The sequence below is a fragment of the Streptomyces macrosporus genome, assembly GCF_039533145.1.
Taxonomy (GTDB): domain Bacteria; phylum Actinomycetota; class Actinomycetes; order Streptomycetales; family Streptomycetaceae; genus Streptomyces; species Streptomyces macrosporus.
Map to the genome: position 1 here is coordinate 389,340 of NZ_BAAASZ010000026.1, position 17,723 is coordinate 407,062.

Consider the following 17,723-nt stretch of genomic DNA (forward strand, 5'->3'; position numbering starts at 1 on the left):
TCCCACGACCGTGCGGGGAGTGTGTCGTCCCTCACCTCCGCAGGCGGCGGTGTTCCCGGTCCGGCGGGTGTGCCGGCCGTCGGACGGGGCATCGGGGAAGACGGACCGGAATGCCTCGGGCGTCGGACGGGTCCTGTGAACCCGTCCGGCGCCCGAGTGAACCGTCCGTCCTCTTTCCGGCGTCCGGTCCTACGCCTTGGCCGCCGCCCGTGCTTCGCGGCGGTTGTCGCGGAAGGCGTTCACCCGCCGCGCGGTGGCGAACAGCGGGATCACCGCGCCCAGCACCAGCTGGAGCGCGCAGCCGGTCTCCAGCAGCAGCTCACCGCCCGGGGCGTCGAAGGACCAGGCCGTCAGCATGCCCATGCTCAGCACGATCCAGCCGAGCATCGCCACCGCCAGCACGCCGCGCGGCTTGGGGTACTCCACCCGGCTCACCATCAGCCAGGCCACCCCGACGATCGCCAGCAGCGTGGGGACGAACGGCAGCTCCAGCAGGACGATCGAGACCACCGTCAGCGCCCCGAACGGGCTGGGCATGCCCTGGAACACCCCGTTGGGCAGGGTGAGGCAGGAGAATCTCGCCAGCCTCAGCACCACCGCCAGCAGCACCACGACCCCGGCGAGCACCGAGACCCCCTGGTGCGCGTCGTTGGCGACCATCCCCCAGACCAGCACGAAGTACGCGGGCGCCAGCCCGAAGCTGATCAGGTCGGAGAGGTTGTCCAGCTCCGCGCCCATCGCCGAGCTGCGCAGCTTCCGCGCCACGAGCCCGTCGAAGAGGTCGAACACCGACGCCAGCAGCATCAGCAGCACGGCGGTCGCGGCGCCGTGCCGGGCCGTGCCGCCGTCGCCGCCGGTCAGGTGCGGGATCAGCACGCCCGTGGTGGTGAAGTACACCGCCATGAAGCCGCAGGTGGCGTTGCCGAGGGTGAGCGCGTCGGCTATCGACAGCCGCATCGACAGCGGCATGTCGTCCATCTCGTCGGCGGGGTCCTCGACCTCCGCCTCGGGCACCCAGGTGCGGTTGCCGGGATCAATCACGGTCAAGACGAGTCACCCCCGCGGTGGTGGGCCGGCCGACCTCGACGTCGACCTCGACGCCCTCCGGGAGGTAGAGGTCCACGCGCGAGCCGAAGCGGATCAGGCCGATCCGCTCGCCCTGCTCGACCTTCGTGCCCTGTTCGACGTACGGGACGATCCGTCGGGCCACGGCACCGGCGATCTGGACCATCTCGATGTCGCCCAGTTCGGTGTCGAAGTGCCAGACGACGCGCTCGTTGTTCTCGCTCTCCTTGTTGAACGCCGGGACGAACCCGCCGGGAACGTGCTCGACGGACGTCACCGTGCCCGCCAGCGGGGCGCGGTTGACGTGGACGTTCAACGGGCTCATGAAGATCGCGACGCGGGTGCGCCCGTCCTTCCAGGGCATGATGCTCTGCACCACGCCGTCGGCGGGAGAGAGGACGCGGCCCTGGGCGATCTCGCGCTCGGGGTCGCGGAAGAACCACAGCATGCCCGCCGCGAGGGCGGTGGCGGGCACGGCGGCCACCGCCGCGCCCCTCGAACGCCTGGCACGGGCCAGGGTGAGGGCGGCGGTGGCCACGGTCGGGAGGAGCCACGGCGATGCTCCGCGCGCGAGACGGATTCGGCCGCGTTGTGCAGAGGATGGGCTGTGGGGCATGGATGACCTTCGTAGCGGAGGGGCCGCGTATACACGGGGGACGGCGGCTTTCCCGGGATGCTATCGGTTACCGGTGGCAACTGGGCAAGCCAGAGCCCCAGTCCGGACCGGGAACCCTCCGGGAGGCCCCGGCCGGGGTGTTCCCCCTTCAGGGAAAACACCCCGAAGGAGGCATCCTACCCCTGAAGCCTGTACTCCTCCAGGAGCCGACGTCCCACGATCATCTTCTGGATCTCGGCAGTGCCTTCACCGATGAGGAGCATCGGAGCCTCGCGGTAGAGCCGCTCGATCTCGTACTCCTTGGAGAAACCGTAACCGCCGTGGATGCGGAACGCGTCCTCCACGACCTCCTTGCAATACTCCGAGGCGAGGTATTTGGCCATGCCCGCCTCAAGGTCGTTACGCTGCCCGGAGTCCTTCTTCCGTGCGGCGCCGACCATCAGCGCGTGCGCGGCCTCCACCTTGGTGGCCATTTCGGCCAACTTGAACTGAATCGCCTGGTGCTGGGCGATGGGCTTGCCGAAGGTGTGCCGCTGCTGGGCGTAGGCGATGCCCAGCTCGAAGGCGCGCTGGGCCACGCCGCAGCCGCGCGCGGCCACGTTGACCCGGCCGACCTCGACGCCGTCCATCATCTGGTAGAAGCCGCGGCCGGTCTTCCCGCCCAGGACGCGGTTCGCCGGGACGCGCAGGCCGTCCAGGATCAGCTCGGTGGTGTCGACGCCCTTGTAGCCCATCTTGTCGATCTTGCCGGGGATCGTCAGACCCGGCTTGACCTCGCCGAACCCCGGCTCCTTCTCGATCAGGAAGGTGGTCATCGACTTGTGGGGGGCCGTACCCTCGGGGTGGCCCTCGTCGGTCCGGCAGAGCACGGCCACCAGCGAGGACGTGCCGCCGTTGGTCAGCCACATCTTCTGGCCGGTGAGGACGTACTCGTCGCCGTCGCGGACGCCCTTGGTGGTGATGGCCGACACGTCCGAGCCCAGGCCCGGCTCCGACATCGAGAAGGCGCCCCGGACCTCGCCGGCCGCCATCCTCGGCAGGAAGTACTCCTTCTGCTCGTCGGTGCCGTGCTGCTTGAGCATGTACGCGACGATGAAGTGCGTGTTGATGATGCCGGAGACGCTCATCCAGCCGCGGGCGATCTCCTCCACGCACAGGGCGTAGGTGAGGAGCGACTCGCCCAGGCCGCCGTACTCCTCGGGGATCATCAGGCCGAAGATCCCCAGGTCCTTCAGGCCTTCCACGATCTGGGTCGGGTACTCGTCCCGGTGCTCCAGCTCGGTGGCGACGGGAATGATCTCCTTGTCGACGAAGTCGCGGACGGTGGAGACGATCTCCCTCTGAACGTCCGTCAGTCCCTCGGTCTGCGCCAGGCGCCCCATCTCACTTCTCCCCCTTCTGCTCCGGCGTGCGCAGCTCGGGACGGCCGGGCTGCTCTCCCCCTCGTTTCTCGATGTACTCGGCGGTGGGCACCATCACCTTGCGGCGGAAGACGCACACCAGCGTTCCGTCCTGCTTGTAGCCCCGGGTCTCGACGTGGACGATGCCGCGGTCGGACTTGGACCTCGAGGGGGTCTTGTCCAGGACGGTGGTCTCGCCGTAGATCGTGTCGCCGTGGAAGGTCGGCGCCACGTGCCGCAGCGACTCGATCTCCAGGTTGGCGATCGCCTTGCCGGAGACGTCCGGCACGGACATGCCCAGCAGCAGGGAGTAGACGTAGTTGCCGACCACCACGTTCCGGCCGAAGTCCGTCGTCTTCTCGGCGTAGTTGGCGTCCATGTGGAGCGGGTGGTGGTTCATGGTCAGCAGGCAGAAGAGGTGGTCGTCGTACTCCGTGACCGTCTTGCCCGGCCAGTGTTTGTAGACGTCCCCGACCTCGAACTCCTCGTAGGTGCGGCCGAACTGCATGGTGTGACTCTCCGGTGGTGTGGTGGACGGACGGCGGGTGGCCCGGGGCCGCCTCCGGCCCGCCGCCCGAGGGCGAGGAGGCGGCGGGCCGGAGGCGGCCGGTTCCCGTGGGGGTCAGTCGGTCGGCGGCTCGAACTTCGAGGTCCGCTTCAGGCCGGCGGCCCGGCCCTTGCCCGCGATGACCAGCGCCATCTTGCGGCTGGCCTCGTCGATCATCTCGTCGCCGAGCATCGCCGAGCCCTTCTTGCCGCCCGCCTCGGAGGTGAAGTACTCGTACGCGTCGAGGATCAGCTCGGCGTGGTCGTAGTCCTCCTGGGAGGGGGAGAAGATCTCGTTGGCGGCCTCGACCTGGCCCGGGTGGAGCACCCACTTGCCGTCGAAGCCGAGGGCCGCGGCGCGCCGGGCCACCTCGCGGAAGCCGTCCACGTTGCGGATCTGCAGGTACGGCCCGTCGATCGCCTGGAGGTCGTGGGCGCGGGCCGCCATCAGGATGCGCATCAGGATGTAGTGGTAGGCGTCGGCCGGGTAGCCCGGCGGCTGCTCGCCCACGACCAGGGACTTCATGTTGATGGAGGCCATGAAGTCGGCCGGGCCGAAGATGATGGTCTCCAGCCGCGGCGAGGCGGCCGCGATCTCGTCGACGTTCACCAGGCCCTTGGCGTTCTCGATCTGCGCCTCGATGCCGATGCGGCCGACCTCGAAGCCCATCGTCTTCTCGATCTGGGTCAGCAGCAGGTCCAGCGCCTTCACCTGGGAGGCGTCCTGCACCTTGGGCAGCATGATGCAGTCCAGGTTGGGGCCGGCGCCCTCGACGACCGTGACCACGTCGCGGTACGTCCAGTGCGTCGTCCAGTCGTTCACCCGCACGACCCGGGTCTTGCCCGTCCAGTCGCCCTCGTTGAGGAACTTCACGATGGTGTGCCGGGCCTCGGGCTTGGCCAGCGGCGCGCAGGCGTCCTCCAGGTCCAGGAAGACCTGGTCGGCCGGGAGGCCCTGGGCCTTCTCCAGGAAGCGCGGGTTGCTTCCCGGCACGGCCAGACAGGAGCGGCGCGGACGCAGCCGGTTCACGCCCGCGTCGGCGGCGTCTGCGGAAGGAGCGGTGGTCATGCGGGGACCTCCAGGGGGTCGAGCTTGTTCGCGATGCGGATCTCGTCGACGATACGGCCGATGATCTCCGTGATGCCGAAGTCCTTCGGGGTGAAGACCGCGGCGACTCCGGCGGAGCGCAGCGCCTCGGCGTCGGCGCGCGGGATGATGCCGCCGACGATCACGGGCACCTCTCCCGCGCCCGCCCGACGCAGCCGGTCCAGCACGTCGGGCACCAGCTCCGCGTGCGAGCCGGAGAGGATCGACAGCCCGACGCAGTGCACGTCCTCGGCGACGGCCGCCGAGACGATCTGCTCGGGAGTGAGCCGGATGCCCTGGTAGACCACCTCGAAGCCCGCGTCGCGCGCCCGTACGGCGATCTGCTCGGCACCGTTGCTGTGCCCGTCCAGGCCGGGCTTGCCGACCAGCAGCCGCAGCCTGCCGCAGCCCAGCTCGGCGGCGGTGGCGTCCACCTTGGCCCGCACGGCGGCGAGCGTGGAGCCCTCCTCGGCGGGGGTCGTCACCGGCGCCGAACTCACCCCGGTCGGGGCCCGGTACTCGCCGAAGACGTCCCGCAGCGCCCAGGCCCACTCCCCGGTGGTCACCCCGGCGCGGGCGCACTCCAGGGTGGCCGGCATCAGGTTGACGGTCCCCGCGGCGGCCCGCTTCAGCTCGGCCAGGGCCCGCTGGGCGCGGACCTCGTCCCGCTCGTCGCGCCAGCGGTGCAGCGAGGCCACCACCTCCGCCTCGACCGCCGGGTCCACGGTCATGATGGCCGTGTCCAGGTCGGCGGTGAGCGGGTTCGGCTCGGTGGACTCGAAGCAGTTGACCCCGACGATCTTCTCCTCGCCGGACTCGATGCGGGCCCGGCGCTCGGCGTGCGAGGCGACCAGCCGCGACTTGAGGTAGCCGGACTCCACGGCCGCCATGGCGCCGCCCATCTCCTGGATGCGCTCGATCTCGGCCCAGGCGTCCTCGGCCAGCTCGGCGGTCTTGGCCTCCACCACGTGCGATCCGGCGAACAGGTCGTCGTACTCCAGCAGATCGCTCTCGTAGGCGAGGACCTGCTGGATGCGCAGCGACCACTGCTGGTCCCAGGGCCGGGGCAGGCCCAGCGCCTCGTTCCAGGCAGGCAACTGCACGGCGCGGGCGCGGGCGTCCTTGGAGAGGGTGACGGCCAGCATCTCCAGCACGATCCGCTGGACGTTGTTCTCCGGCTGCGCCTCGGTCAGTCCCAGCGAGTTGACCTGGACGCCGTAGCGGAAGCGGCGCTGTCTAGGCTCCTCCACGCCGTACCGCTCACGGGTGATCCGGTCCCAGATGCGGGTGAAGGCCCGCATCTTGCACATCTCCTCGACGAAGCGGACACCCGCGTTGACGAAGAAGGAGATGCGGGCCACGACGTCGCCGAACTTCTCCGGCGGCACCTGCCCGGAGTCGCGCACGGCGTCGAGGACCGAGACGGCCGTCGACATGGCGTACGCGATCTCCTGGACGGGGGTGGCCCCGGCCTCCTGCAGGTGGTAGCTGCAGATGTTGATCGGGTTCCACTTGGGGATGTTCGCCACGGTGTAGGCGATCACGTCGGTGGTCAGACGCAGGGAGGGGCCCGGCGGGAAGACGTGCGTCCCGCGCGAGAGGTACTCCTTGACGATGTCGTTCTGCGTCGTCCCCGACAGCTTGGAGACGTCCGCGCCCTGCTCCTCGGCGACCACCTGATACAGCGCCAGCAGCCACATGGCGGTGGCGTTGATGGTCATCGAGGTGTTCATTCGCTCCAGGGGGATGTCCCGGAACAGCCGCCGCATGTCGCCGAGGTGGCAGACCGGCACCCCGACCCGGCCGACCTCGCCGCGGGCGAGGACGTGGTCGGGGTCGTAGCCGGTCTGCGTCGGCAGGTCGAACGCGACCGACAGTCCGGTCTGCCCCTTGGCCAGGTTGCGCCGGTACAGCTCGTTGGACGCCTCGGCGGTGGAGTGCCCGGCGTACGTCCGCATCAGCCACGGACGGTCCCTCTTTCCGCGTTCGCTCGCCTCCGGGCGCTCTGATCCGGTGCCGACGGGGTTCGTCGCACGGTCGCTCGTTCCTCGCTCCCTCCTCCTCACCCCTTTCGGCACCGGCGCGCCCTTCGGCTCGCTCACATCCGAGGGGGTGGCCGGGCCGGGGCGCCCGGGGGCGGCGCCCTTCGGCTCGCTCACGTCACGGGGGTGGGTCATGGCGGACCTCAGACGTTCCGGAAGCGGTTGATGGCGGGGAGGTGCTTCTCGCGCATCTCCTGGTCGCGCACGCCCAGGCCCTCCCGCGGCGACAGGCACAGCACGCCGACCTTGCCCTGGTGGACGTTGCGGTGGACGTCGTAGGTGGCCTGGCCGGTCTCCTCCAGGGAGTAGGTCTTCGACAGCGTGGGGTGGATCTTGCCCTTGGCGATGAGGCGGTTGGCCTCCCACGCCTCGCGGTAGTTGGCGAAGTGCGAGCCGATGATCCGCTTGAGGCTCATCCACAGGTAGCGGTTGTCGTAGCTGTGCATGTAGCCGGAGGTGGAGGCGCAGGTGACGATCGTGCCGCCCTTGCGGGTGACGTAGACGGAGGCGCCGAAGGTCTCGCGTCCGGGGTGCTCGAAGACGATGTCCACGTCCTCGCCGCCGGTCAGTTCGCGGATGCGCTTGCCGAAGCGCTTCCACTCCTTGGGGTCCTGGGTGTTCTCGTCCTTCCAGAACCTGTAGCCCTCGGCCGAGCGGTCGATGATCGCCTCGGCGCCCATGGAGCGGCAGATCTCCGCCTTCTTCTCGCTGGAGACCACGCAGATCGGGGTGGCGCCGCCGGCGAGCGCGAACTGGGTGGCGTAGGAGCCCAGGCCGCCGGAGGCGCCCCAGATGAGCACGTTGTCGCCCTGCTTCATCGCGGCGCCGTTGCGGGAGACCAACTGCCGGTAGGCGGTGGAGTTCACCAGGCCGGGGGCGGCGGCCTCCTCCCAGGTCAGGTGGGCGGGCTTGGGCATGAGCTGGTTGGACTTCACCAGGGCGATCTCGGCCAGGCCGCCGAAGTTGGTCTCGAAGCCCCAGATGCGCTGCTCGGGGTCGAGCATGGTGTCGTCGTGGCCGTCGGCGCTCTCCAACTCCACCGACAGGCAGTGCGCGACGACCTCGTCGCCGGGCCGCCAGGCGTTGACGCCGGGGCCGGTGCGCAGCACCACGCCGGCCAGGTCGGAGCCGATGATGTGGTACGGCAGGTCGTGGCGCTTGGCCAGCGGGGAGGTGCGTCCGTAGCGCTCCAGGAAGCCGAAGGTCGGCAGCGGCTCGAAGATCGAGGTCCACACCGAGTTGTAGTTCACGGAACTGGCCATGACGGCCACCAGGGCCTCGCCCGGGCCGAGTTCCGGCACCGGCACCTCGTCGACGTGCAGCGACTTGCGCGGGTCCTTCTCCCGGGTGGACAGGCCGTCGAACATCTCGACCTCGTCCTTGTGCACGGTCACCGCGCGGTAGGACTCGGGAAGGGGGAGGTTCCCGAAGTCTGCGGGGGTGCTGTCCGACGCGAGGATCGCGTCCAGGATTTCCTTCACGTGGGCCTCCGGCGAGCGTGTCAGACGCTTGAGGGATCGCTGGGGTCTTGTCTGTTCTGGGTGAGCTGCTGGTGCCGTCGGTTCGGCGGTGGTGTTGCGGCTCGGCGCGGTAGCGCTGAAGGCCTGTGACGCAGGCGACCGGGCGCGCGGAGTGACCGCGGGGACAGTGCCCGGACACGGCTCACGTTATGGCACTGCGTGCCAGTGCACAAGACACTGCGTGCCAAGAATTTCTCTCAGCTGTAACCAGGACCGCACGCATGAGCGCGTACGGCCGCCTCCGGGAGGGAGGCGGCCGTACGCGCTCGTCGCCGTGTGTGGTTTTCGGGAGTCTCTTCGCCGTTTCGGTGATCGACGGAACCGCGTGGGGTTCGGACGGCTCGTTCGGCGGTCTCAGCCCTGGCGCAGGGCCCGCTCGATCGTGCGCATGACCTCTTCCAGCGGGGCGTCCGTGCGCGCCACCGTCACCAGCACCTCGTTCTCGGCCCGGGCGGAGGCCGCGGGCGGCTCCGAGGCGGCCGCCCTGCCGGCGACGAAGCCGGTGCCGAAGGTCCGCCGCACGATGGCGAAGGCCCGGTCGAGCTGGGCCTCCACGTCGCCCTCGCCGCCCGCGCGCAGCCAGCGCCGCAGCACGTGGTTGTGCGCGGTGACCACCGCCGACGCGGCGACCTCGGCGAGCAGCGGCTCGTCGAGCGCGTCGTCGCCGTCCCGGTGGGCCTCGTCGAAGTGGCCCAGCAGGTAGCGCGTGAACAGCCGCTCGTAGCGCGACACGGACGCGATCTCCCGCTCCCGCAGGGTGGGAACCTGGCGGGTGAGCTTGTAGCGGGCCACCGAGATCTCCGGGGAGTCCGCGTACATCTTCAGGACTTCCTTGATGCCCCGGCACACGGTGTCCAGGGGGTTCTCGTGGGCGGGCGCCGCGTCCAGCACCGCCTTGGCGCGCTCCAGGGTGTCGTCGTGGTCGGGGAAGATCGCCTCTTCCTTGGAGCGGAAGTGCCGGAAGAAGGTGCGGCGGGCCACGCCCGCCGCCGCCGCGATCTCGTCGACCGTGGTCTCCTCGTAGCCCTTGGTGGCGAAGAGCTCCATCGCGGCGGCGGCCAGCTCCCGGCGCATCTTCAGACGCTGGTTCGGCACGTGCGGACGAGCGGGTTTCACGGGCTGGGACATGTGTGGAACGTTACACGGCGCCCCGCGCGTCGCGGGTGATCCACCGGGCTCCAGCAGCCCGCCCCACCCGGACTCCGCGTGGGGCGGGAACACCGGGACCGCCGGGATCACCGCCTCGCGTACTCGCGGAAGCCCCGCCCGGTCTTGCGCCCCAGGCAGCCCGCCGCCACCAGGTGCTCCAGCAGCGGCGCGGGGGCCAGGCCCGGCTCGCGGAACTCCTGGTGCAGCACCCGCTCGATCGCCAGGGACACGTCCAGCCCGACCACGTCGAGCAGTTCGAACGGGCCCATCGGGTAGCCGCCGCCGAGCTTCATGGCCGCGTCGATGTCGTCCATGCTCGCGTAGTGCTCCTGCACCATCTTGACCGCGTTGTTCAGGTACGGGAACAGCAGCGCGTTGACGATGAAGCCCGCCCGGTCGCCGCAGTCCACCGGGTGCTTGCGGACCTTCCCGCACACCTCGCGCACGGTGGCGTGGACGTCGTCGGAGGTCAGCACGGTGCGGACCACCTCGACCAGCTTCATCGCCGGCGCCGGGTTGAAGAAGTGCATCCCGATCACGTCCTGCGGGCGCGAGGTGGCGCGGGCACAGGCGATCACGGGGAGCGAGGAGGTGGTGGTGGCCAGCACGGCACCCGGCTTGCACACCTCGTCCAACGTCGCGAACAGGTCCTTCTTGACCGCCAGGTCCTCGGCCACCGCCTCGACCGCCAGGTCCACGTCCGCCAGCGCGGACGGCGAGCCGGCCGGGGCGATCCGGGCCAGGGCCTCGTCGCGGGCCTCGGCCGTCATCCGCCCCTTGCGCACCGAGCGCTCCAGCGAGGAGGCGACGCGGGCCTTGGCCCTCTCCGCCTTCTCCTCGGAGCGGGCGGCCAGCACCACGTCGTAGCCCGCCGTGGCGAACACCTCGGCGATGCCGCTCGCCATGGTCCCCGAACCCGCCACGCCCACGGAGCGCACCTCGCGGGGCGTCCCGGCCCGTTCGCCCTCGCGGGGCGTCGCCTCGTCCGGCACGACGGTCGCCGAGCCCGGCGCCTCGTAGGTGTAGAAGCCGCGCCCGGCCTTGCGGCCCGTCAGACCGGCGGCGGTGAGCTGCCCGAGGATCGGCGCGGGCGCGTGCAGCCGGTCGCGGGACTCGGCGTACATCGCCTCCAGCACGGTGCGGGCGGTGTCGACGCCGATCAGGTCCAGCAGGGCGAGCGGGCCCATGGGCAGGCCGCAGCCCAGCCGCATCGCGGCGTCGATGTCCTCGCGGGTGGCGTACCGCGACTCGTACATCGCCGCGGCCTGGTTGAGGTAGCCGAACAGCAGTCCGTCGGCGACGAATCCGGGCCGGTCGCCGACCGCGATGGGCTCCTTGCCCAGGTCGTGGGCGAGATCGGTGACCGCCGCGACCGCCTCGGGGGAGGTCAGCACGCTGGAGACGATCTCCACCAGCTTCATCGCCGGCGCCGGGTTGAAGAAGTGCATCCCCAACACGCGCTCGGGGTGCGCGGATTCGGCGGCGAGCCGGGTGACCGAGAGCGCGTTGGTGCCGGTGGCGATGACGGCCGACGGCTTGACGATGCCGTCCAGCGCGCTGATCACCCGCTGCTTGAGCCCGTAGTCCTCCGGCACGACCTCGATGACCAGGTCGGCCTCGGCCGCGGCCTGGAGGTCGCCGAAGGTGCGGAAGCGGGCGAGGGCGTCCCGCCGCTCCCGCTCGGTGATGCGCTCGCGCTCGACGGCGCGCGCGGTGGACGTCTCCAGGGCGGCGACGGCCTGGCGTGCGGCGTTCTCGTCGGTGTCGATGCCGATGACCTCGCGGCCCGCGCGGGTCAGGACCTCGGCGATGCCGGTGCCCATGGTGCCGAGGCCGACCACGGCGACGGTGGAGAGGGTGGGACGGTCCATCACGGGACTCCAGGAAGGAAGAGGACGGTGACGACTGGGAGGAGAGGGGAGAAAGGGCACGGGCGCGCGACCGCGCCGACCCGCGCCGTACGCGGGTGTCGGGAACGAGCGGGCCCTGTCCCGGGGCCGTGCTCGACTCGCGTACGTGCGTGCTGAACCGACTGCACCTCGGACGGCTGCGTCACCAGGCCGTCCGGCTGAGCGGGGGTGCCGCTCCGATGAGCAGGCTAACCGGTGGGTAACAAGAACACCAGTGGGTAGACCGGTTCCGGGGATGTGGCACGAGCCACAGGGAGGGAGCGGGGCAGTGGGACGCGCGAACGCGGTGGACGACGAACAGGTGGCACGGCTGCGGGCCGAGGCGGAACCGGCCGCGTTCGAACGGCTCCTGGCCCTGGCCCGGCAGGACACCCCCGCCGCCCGCGACGCGCTCGCCGCCGAACTCACCGCCCCCGCCCGCCCGTTGTGGGCCCGGGAACTGGCCGCCTGCACCCTCGGCCGGGCCGGCGACCGCCGCGCCTTCGAGACGCTGGTCTTCCTGCTCAACCACCGCGACCCGCCCCGCTGCGCCGCGGCGGCCCGCGCCCTGCTCCTCCTCGGCGACCCGCGCACCGCCCGCGCCGCGGCGGCGCTCGCCGACAACGAGCTGCGCACCGCCTACGCCCTCCACCCGGTCAGGCTGCTGGCCGCCCTGCGCGCTCCTTCCTCCGCGCCGACGCTGATCCGCGTCCTGGACCGGCTGTTGGCCGGCCCGGTCCACCACTGGCCGGTGGCCCGCGCCTGCGTGGAGGGGCTCGGGACCCTCGGCGACGCGCGCGCCCGGCTGGTGCTCCTCGCCGCCCGCGAGCACCCCACGCTGCGCGCCGCGGCCGACGAGGCGCTGCGCCGGCTGTGAACCGGCCCTCCCCTCACCGCGTTTCCCGCACCACGGCCCCCAGGACGGCCACCGCCTCGCCGATCTCGCCCGCCGTCCTGGCGGCGTAGCCCAGCACCAGTCCCGGCCGGGACGGCCGCTGGGCGTGCCAGGACAGCGGATGCGTCTTCACGCCCCGGGCGAGCGCGGCCGCCGCGAGGTCGGTGTCGGTGAACGGCGGGACGGACGGGGAGCCGGAAGAGGAGCGGGGAGGAGCGTCGAAGACGACCGTCAGGTGCAGCCCCGCCGCGGCGCCGTGGACGACCGCGCCCGGCAGGTGCCTCCGGATCGCCTCCACCATGGCGTCCCGGCGGCGTCGGTGGCGTCCGCGCACCAGGCGCAGATGACGCTCCAGCTCGCCCGACTCCATCAGCCGCGCCAGGGTCAGCTGCGGCAGGACGGCGTTGCCCAGGTCGGCGTACCGCTTGGCGTCCACCAGGACGTCCCGGTACCTCGGCGGGGCCAGCACCCAGCCCACCCGCAGGGCGGGCGCCAGCAGCTTGGAGACGCTGCCGGAGTAGACGACGTGGTCCGGCAGCATCGACCGCAGGGCGGGGACGGGAGGCCGGTCGTAGCGGTGCTCGGCGTCGTAGTCGTCCTCCAGGACCAGCCCGCCCCCGGCGGCCCACCGCATCAGCGCGCGGCGCCGGTCCCCGCCGAGCACCACGCCGGTGGGGAACTGGTGGGCCGGGGTGAGCAGGACGGCCGGGACGCCCGTGGCGCGCAGCGCGTCGACGCGGATACCGCCCTCGTCGACCGGGACCGGCGGGGTGGCGAGTCCACGGGCGTTCAGGTGCATCCGGGCGCCGAGCGACCCGGGGTCCTCCACCGCCATCTCGCGCACCCCCTCGTCGTGGAGCACCTGCGCGAACAGGGTGATCGCCTGGGCGGTGCCGGAGACGACCAGCACCTCGTCGGGGTCCACCCGCACCCCCCGGTTGCGGGCCAGCCACCGGGCGACGGCCAGCCGCAGCGCGGGCGCCCCGCGGGGGTCGCCGTACCCCAGGTCGGAGGAGACCAGTCCGTCCAGGACCCGGCGTTCGGCGCGCTGCCAGGCCGCCCGGGGGAAGGCCGCCAGGTCCGGTGTGCCGGGGGTCAGGTCGAGCCGCGCCGGCACGGCCCGCAGCCGGTCGAAGACGTCCGGGCCGGGAGGCGCGGCGAAGACCTCCTCCGGTGCCGGCGGGCCGGCGGGCGCGGGAGGCCGCGGGGGAGCGGGAGCCCGCGCGGGGGCGGCGACGACGACCGTCCCGGCCCGTCCGCGTCCGGCGACGTGCCCGTCCTCGCCCAACCGCCGGTAGGCGTCGGTGACCACGCCCCGTGACACGCGCAGCTCCGCCGCCAGCGTCCGGGTGGCGGGCAGCCGGCTGCCCACCGGCAGCCGGCCGTCGGAGATCGCCAGCCGCAACCGCCGGGCCAGCCAGTCGGACAGTCCGCCGGGCGGCGCCTCGCGGACGTCCAACTGGAGGAAGTCGGCGCCGGCGGTCCCGGACGGCGACGCTCCGTCCCGTACGGCTTTGGACCTGTCGATGGGGGCCTCATTGGCTCTGTCCACCGGGCCATTGTGGGCACAGGGTGGAGTCCACGGACACCGGACGGCGCGGTGCCGGACGGCACGGACGCCGCACGAGGAAGCGAGGAGCGATGACGGTCGACTATGTGCACGGGTACTCGGAGCGGGAGACCCGCCGGCTGCGCGACCAGGCGGACACCCTGGCGGCCCTGCTGCACGGCGGCACGGCCTACCCGGACGGCAGCCGGGTGCTGGAGGTCGGCTGCGGGGTCGGCGCCCAGACGGTGCACCTGGTCGCGAACAGCCCCGGGGCGCGCGTCACCGCGGTCGACGTCGACGGCGACTCGCTGGCGCGGGCCCGGGCGAGGGTGGCGGCCGAGCACCCCGGCGCGATGGTGGAGTGGCACCGCGCCGACCTGTACGACCTGCCGTTCCCCGAGGCGTCCTTCGACCACCTCTTCGTCTGCTTCGTGCTGGAGCACCTGCCGGAACCGGGGCGGGCGCTGAGCGTCCTGCGCCGCCTGCTGCGGCCGGGCGGCACCGCCACCGTGATCGAGGGGGACCACGGATCGGCGGTCTTCCACCCCGACAGCCCCCACGCCCGCGCGGTGATCGACCACCAGATCCGGTTGCAGGCCGCGGCGGGCGGCGACGCGCTGATCGGCCGCAGGCTCCAGCCGCTGCTGACCGCCGCCGGATACGACGACGTCACGGTGCGCCCGCGGACGGTCTACGCCGACCGGACCCGGCCGGGGATGGTCGACGGCTTCACCCGCCACACCTTCATCCCCGTCTTCGAAAGCCTCGGGGACGACGCGCTGGCCATGGGGTCGACCACCGAGGAGGACTGGCGGCGGGGGATCGCCGATCTGTACCGGACGGCGGAGGACGGAGGCACCTTCCACTACACCTTCTTCAAGGCCACCGCCGTCAACCCGCCGTCCGGAAAGCCCCGTTGACACGGGACCGGCTCAGGCCGGGCCCTCCACGCGCGGCGGCTCGTCGCCGGTGCCGCGCCGGACCACGCGCGGCGGCCCGCCGGGGCGCCAGGTCCGCAGCACCAGGTCCTCGCCCTCCACCGAGACGTGCACCACCTCGGTCAGATCCACCCGGAACAGGTGGAACGGCTCCGGCGGTTCGATCTCCTCGGCGAAGCGGGCGATCACCGCCGGATCGGTCGTCTCCACCGCCCGTCCGGTGATCCGCGCGTCGCCGTCGGACAGGGAGTCGTCCGGGCCGGGGTTGGCCTGGAGCGCGAACCGGGGGTCGCGCCGCAGGTCCAGCGCCTTGCGCGAGTTCGGCATCATGCCGAGCCACAGCTCGCCGAACCGGAAGGTGGTCTCCAGACCGGTGAGCCGCGGCGAGCCGTCCGCACGGAGCGTGGCCAGGACGTGGTGCTTGTACTGCTCGAAGCGTTTCCGGACCGTCGAGGCGAGCCGGGGCTCGGCCTTCTCGAAGTCCGCCCAACTGGTCGTCATGCCGTCATCGTCACCGGGATACCGGACATCTCCTGTCGTGTTTCCGCGGCGAGATGCCGGTCTCCGGTCGGACCGCCCCGCCGCGCCCTCCCGGCGGTCCGGCCGCCCGCCCGGGATTGACGTGCACGGGTCATTGACGCCCCGTCCGGCCGTCCCTATAAGGACTGAGAGCGCTCTCACCCCCCTTCCGGCGGCGCGTTCCCCACCCGCACCCCCGGTGCGGGCCGCCCGCGCCGCCCTCCCATCCGGCAGGAGGTGCTCCACATGAGCACGCAGACCATCGCCCCACCCGCGGCACGCCACGGCCCCGGTCGCGGCGCCCGACTCGCCCTCGCCGCCCTGGCCGCCGGCGTCCTGGCCCTGGCCCTGCTCGCCTCGGGCCTCCTGGCGCCGTCCGCACGCGGCGCCGTACCTCCCGTCCCCGGCTGGAACCTCGTGTGGAGCGACGACTTCGACGGGCCCGCCCGCTCGCTGCCGTCCTCCGCCAACTGGCAGATCGACATCGGCCACAACTACCCCGGCGGACCCGCCAACTGGGGCACCGGCGAGCGGCAGCGCTACACCGACTCGCCCGACAACCTCTCCCTCGACGGCAACGGCAACCTGCGCATCACCCCGCTGCGCGACAGCGCGGGCAACTGGACCTCCGGCCGCATCGAGACCCGCCGCGCCGACTTCAAGGCGCCCGCGGGCGGGGTGCTGCGCATCGAGAGCCGCCTCCAGATGCCGAACGTCACCGGCGACGCCGCCCTCGGCTACTGGCCCGCCTTCTGGGCCCTGGGCTCCCCCTACCGGGGCAACTACTGGAACTGGCCGGCCATCGGCGAGTTCGACGTCATGGAGAACGTCAACGGCCTCAACTCCGTCTGGGGCGTCCTGCACTGCGGCGTCAACCCCGGCGGCGACTGCAACGAGACCCAGGGCCTGGGCGCCAGCCGCGCCTGCCCGGGATCCACCTGCCAGTCGGCGTTCCACACCTACCGCTTCGAGTGGGACCGCAGCGTCACGCCCAACGAGCTGCGCTGGTACGTGGACGACCAGCTCTTCCACCGGCTCACCCAGAGCCGGTTCAGCGCCGGCACCTGGTCGAACATGACCGAGCACGCGGGCTACTTCATCCTGCTGAACGTCGCCATGGGCGGCGCCTTCCCCGACGGCGTGGCCGGGTTCGCCACCCCGACCTCCGCCACCGTCCCCGGCCGCTCGATGCTGGTGGACTACGTCGCCGTCTGGACCCGCGGCGGGTCCGGCGGCCCCACCGACCCGCCCACGTCCAACACGCTCCACCTGAACTCCGGCGGCACGCTCGGCGGCGCGGGCTCCCCGGGCACGGTCACCCTGGCTTCGGCCGGCGGCGTCAACCGGGACGGGACGCCGTACCAGCCGCAGACCTTCACGGCCTCGGGCGTGACCGGGAGGTACAACGGCGGCGCCACCCGCTTCGACCTCCAGGTGGACGCCGGGACGACGGTCGCCAACGGACAGCAGGTCCGCGTCTCCTACGACCGCACCGGCGACGGGAGCTGGGACCGCGTGGAGACCTACCACTACTTCGCCACCGACCCGGTCCCCGGCTTCGAGCACTACACCGAGGCCCGCGGGCTGAAGTCCGCCACCGGCGGCCTGGGCGACATGGCGAACGGCAGGGTCCGCGTCGAGGTCTGGAACGCCATCGGCAACGGGCCCAGCACCCTCGGCGTCGGCGACCGGTCCGTCGTCCGCATCCCGTTCGACTGAGCCGCCCGCCGGCCCTCCGCGGGACGCGGGACGCACCGCGCACACCGGCCGCCCGACCCCCGCCAGGGGACCGGGCGGCCGGTGACGTGCACGGGGACGGCGGCGGAGACCATCGCCGGGCGTCCGCCGACGACCGCGACGGTCACGGCCGGGGAGAGGGCGAACCCGACGGTCGGCGCGTGTCGCCGGTCGGGCATCATGGCCCGGGGATCCGCGGGGCGGTCGGTCCGCCGTACGCGTGATCAAACCTACCCTGACGTAAGAGATGGGTACGGCCGCTGGGCTGTGAAACACAGGTGAACGGCGCCTGGGATCTTGTGATCCACGCCACGCGCGCTTTCCGTTCACCACTTCGAAAGGCGATGACAGATGGCAAGGGAACGGGCGCGGCGATGAGCCGACGGATGCGGATCGGCGAGGTGGCCGAGCGCACGGGCCTGTCGCTGCGCACCATCCGGCACTACGAGGAGGTGGGACTGGTCGTCCCCTCCGCCCGCAGCAAGGGAGGCTTCCGGCTCTACACCGACTCGGACGTCGACCGCCTGATGGTGATCCGCCGGATGAAGCCGCTGGACTTCTCCCTGGAGGAGATGCGGGACCTGCTGGACGTCGTCGACCGGCTCTCCTCCGACGAGCCGCTGCCGGACGCCGAGCGCGAGCGTCTGCGCGAGCGGCTGGACGCCTACCGCAAGGTGGCCGACGCCCGTTGCGAGACGCTGCGCGCCCGGCTCATGGCCGCCGAGGACTTCGCCGCCACCCTCAGGCGACGGCTCGACGCCCGTACGTGAC

The 17,723-nt window shown here is 72.1% G+C and carries 15 protein-coding genes; 4 read left to right on the plus strand and 11 right to left on the minus strand.

Going from position 1 to position 17,723, the window contains the following annotated elements:
- Positions 1-189: 189 nt before the first annotated feature.
- The 9 genes from pssA to ABD335_RS18815 form a co-directional block, all read right to left on the minus strand.
- Positions 190-1,014, minus strand: a complete 825-nt coding sequence (gene pssA / locus ABD335_RS18775) for a CDP-diacylglycerol--serine O-phosphatidyltransferase (RefSeq protein ID WP_344324730.1) — start codon at positions 1,012-1,014, stop codon at positions 190-192.
- A gap of 19 nt (positions 1,015-1,033) precedes the next feature.
- Entirely contained in the window at positions 1,034-1,681 is a 648-nt protein-coding gene (locus tag ABD335_RS18780; protein WP_344324555.1) for a phosphatidylserine decarboxylase, read from the minus strand.
- A 176-nt stretch (positions 1,682-1,857) separates the two neighbouring features.
- Positions 1,858-3,063 carry an acyl-CoA dehydrogenase family protein gene (locus ABD335_RS18785; protein WP_344324558.1) on the minus strand — a complete coding sequence of 402 codons (1,206 nt, stop codon included), beginning with the start codon at positions 3,061-3,063 and terminating at the stop codon, positions 1,858-1,860.
- A 1-nt stretch (position 3,064) separates the two neighbouring features.
- On the minus strand, positions 3,065-3,589 hold the full coding sequence (locus ABD335_RS18790) for a MaoC family dehydratase (protein ID WP_344324561.1): 525 nt from the start codon (positions 3,587-3,589) through the stop codon (positions 3,065-3,067).
- A gap of 114 nt (positions 3,590-3,703) precedes the next feature.
- Positions 3,704-4,696, minus strand: a complete 993-nt coding sequence (locus ABD335_RS18795) for an HpcH/HpaI aldolase/citrate lyase family protein (protein ID WP_344324564.1) — start codon at positions 4,694-4,696, stop codon at positions 3,704-3,706.
- The gene (locus ABD335_RS18800) at positions 4,693-6,780 is read right to left on the minus strand and encodes a protein meaA (protein WP_425583677.1); all 2,088 of its coding nucleotides are present in this window, start codon (positions 6,778-6,780) and stop codon (positions 4,693-4,695) included. Before ABD335_RS18800 ends, ABD335_RS18795 begins: the two co-directional genes overlap by 4 nt.
- Before the next feature lie 119 nt (positions 6,781-6,899).
- Complete coding sequence (ccrA, locus tag ABD335_RS18805) at positions 6,900-8,237, minus strand: crotonyl-CoA carboxylase/reductase (RefSeq protein ID WP_344324567.1); 1,338 nt, start codon at positions 8,235-8,237, stop codon at positions 6,900-6,902.
- Between the two features lie 393 nt (positions 8,238-8,630).
- Positions 8,631-9,404, minus strand: a complete 774-nt coding sequence (locus ABD335_RS18810; protein ID WP_344324570.1) for a TetR family transcriptional regulator — start codon at positions 9,402-9,404, stop codon at positions 8,631-8,633.
- Positions 9,405-9,511: 107 nt separating this feature from the next.
- Positions 9,512-11,296: a 3-hydroxyacyl-CoA dehydrogenase family protein gene (locus ABD335_RS18815; protein WP_344324573.1), complete on the minus strand. Its 1,785-nt coding sequence runs from the start codon at positions 11,294-11,296 to the stop codon at positions 9,512-9,514.
- A gap of 307 nt (positions 11,297-11,603) precedes the next feature.
- Between ABD335_RS18815 and ABD335_RS18820 the strand changes: the two genes are divergently transcribed.
- Complete coding sequence (locus ABD335_RS18820; RefSeq protein WP_344324576.1) at positions 11,604-12,191, plus strand: HEAT repeat domain-containing protein; 588 nt, start codon at positions 11,604-11,606, stop codon at positions 12,189-12,191.
- Between the two features lie 13 nt (positions 12,192-12,204).
- On the opposite strand, the gene pdxR is transcribed toward ABD335_RS18820, so the two are convergent.
- Positions 12,205-13,761: a MocR-like pyridoxine biosynthesis transcription factor PdxR gene (gene pdxR, locus ABD335_RS18825; RefSeq protein ID WP_425583671.1), complete on the minus strand. Its 1,557-nt coding sequence runs from the start codon at positions 13,759-13,761 to the stop codon at positions 12,205-12,207.
- Positions 13,762-13,850: 89 nt separating this feature from the next.
- On the opposite strand from pdxR, the gene ABD335_RS18830 reads away from it, so the two are divergent.
- Positions 13,851-14,678 carry a methyltransferase domain-containing protein gene (locus ABD335_RS18830; RefSeq protein ID WP_344324579.1) on the plus strand — a complete coding sequence of 276 codons (828 nt, stop codon included), beginning with the start codon at positions 13,851-13,853 and terminating at the stop codon, positions 14,676-14,678.
- A gap of 12 nt (positions 14,679-14,690) precedes the next feature.
- Here the strand turns inward: ABD335_RS18830 and ABD335_RS18835 are convergent, their stop codons facing one another.
- On the minus strand, positions 14,691-15,197 hold the full coding sequence (locus ABD335_RS18835) for a pyridoxamine 5'-phosphate oxidase family protein (RefSeq protein ID WP_344324582.1): 507 nt from the start codon (positions 15,195-15,197) through the stop codon (positions 14,691-14,693).
- Between the two features lie 264 nt (positions 15,198-15,461).
- On the opposite strand from ABD335_RS18835, the gene ABD335_RS18840 reads away from it, so the two are divergent.
- Both ABD335_RS18840 and ABD335_RS18845 read left to right on the plus strand, forming a co-directional pair.
- The gene (locus ABD335_RS18840; protein WP_344324585.1) at positions 15,462-16,934 is read left to right on the plus strand and encodes a glycoside hydrolase family 16 protein; all 1,473 of its coding nucleotides are present in this window, start codon (positions 15,462-15,464) and stop codon (positions 16,932-16,934) included.
- 392 nt (positions 16,935-17,326) lie between these two features.
- Positions 17,327-17,722 (plus strand): MerR family transcriptional regulator, encoded by a 396-nt coding sequence (locus ABD335_RS18845; RefSeq protein WP_344324588.1) that lies wholly within the window; start codon positions 17,327-17,329, stop codon positions 17,720-17,722.
- The last annotated feature ends 1 nt before the right edge of the window (position 17,723 follow it).

What these genes read in the sequence shown, in the direction of transcription:
- ABD335_RS18785 (WP_344324558.1), bottom strand. Translation starts at nt 3,063, where the DNA reads ATGGGGCGCCTGGCGCAGACCGAGGGACTGACGGACGTTCAGAGGGAG.
- ABD335_RS18845 (WP_344324588.1), top strand. Translation starts at nt 17,327, where the DNA reads ATGAGCCGACGGATGCGGATCGGCGAGGTGGCCGAGCGCACGGGCCTG.
- ABD335_RS18790 (WP_344324561.1), bottom strand. Translation starts at nt 3,589, where the DNA reads ATGCAGTTCGGCCGCACCTACGAGGAGTTCGAGGTCGGGGACGTCTAC.
- ABD335_RS18780 (WP_344324555.1), bottom strand. Translation starts at nt 1,681, where the DNA reads ATGCCCCACAGCCCATCCTCTGCACAACGCGGCCGAATCCGTCTCGCG.
- ABD335_RS18840 (WP_344324585.1), top strand. Translation starts at nt 15,462, where the DNA reads ATGAGCACGCAGACCATCGCCCCACCCGCGGCACGCCACGGCCCCGGT.
- ABD335_RS18810 (WP_344324570.1), bottom strand. Translation starts at nt 9,404, where the DNA reads ATGTCCCAGCCCGTGAAACCCGCTCGTCCGCACGTGCCGAACCAGCGT.
- ABD335_RS18815 (WP_344324573.1), bottom strand. Translation starts at nt 11,296, where the DNA reads ATGGACCGTCCCACCCTCTCCACCGTCGCCGTGGTCGGCCTCGGCACC.
- ABD335_RS18835 (WP_344324582.1), bottom strand. Translation starts at nt 15,197, where the DNA reads ATGACGACCAGTTGGGCGGACTTCGAGAAGGCCGAGCCCCGGCTCGCC.
- ABD335_RS18830 (WP_344324579.1), top strand. Translation starts at nt 13,851, where the DNA reads ATGACGGTCGACTATGTGCACGGGTACTCGGAGCGGGAGACCCGCCGG.
- ABD335_RS18795 (WP_344324564.1), bottom strand. Translation starts at nt 4,696, where the DNA reads ATGACCACCGCTCCTTCCGCAGACGCCGCCGACGCGGGCGTGAACCGG.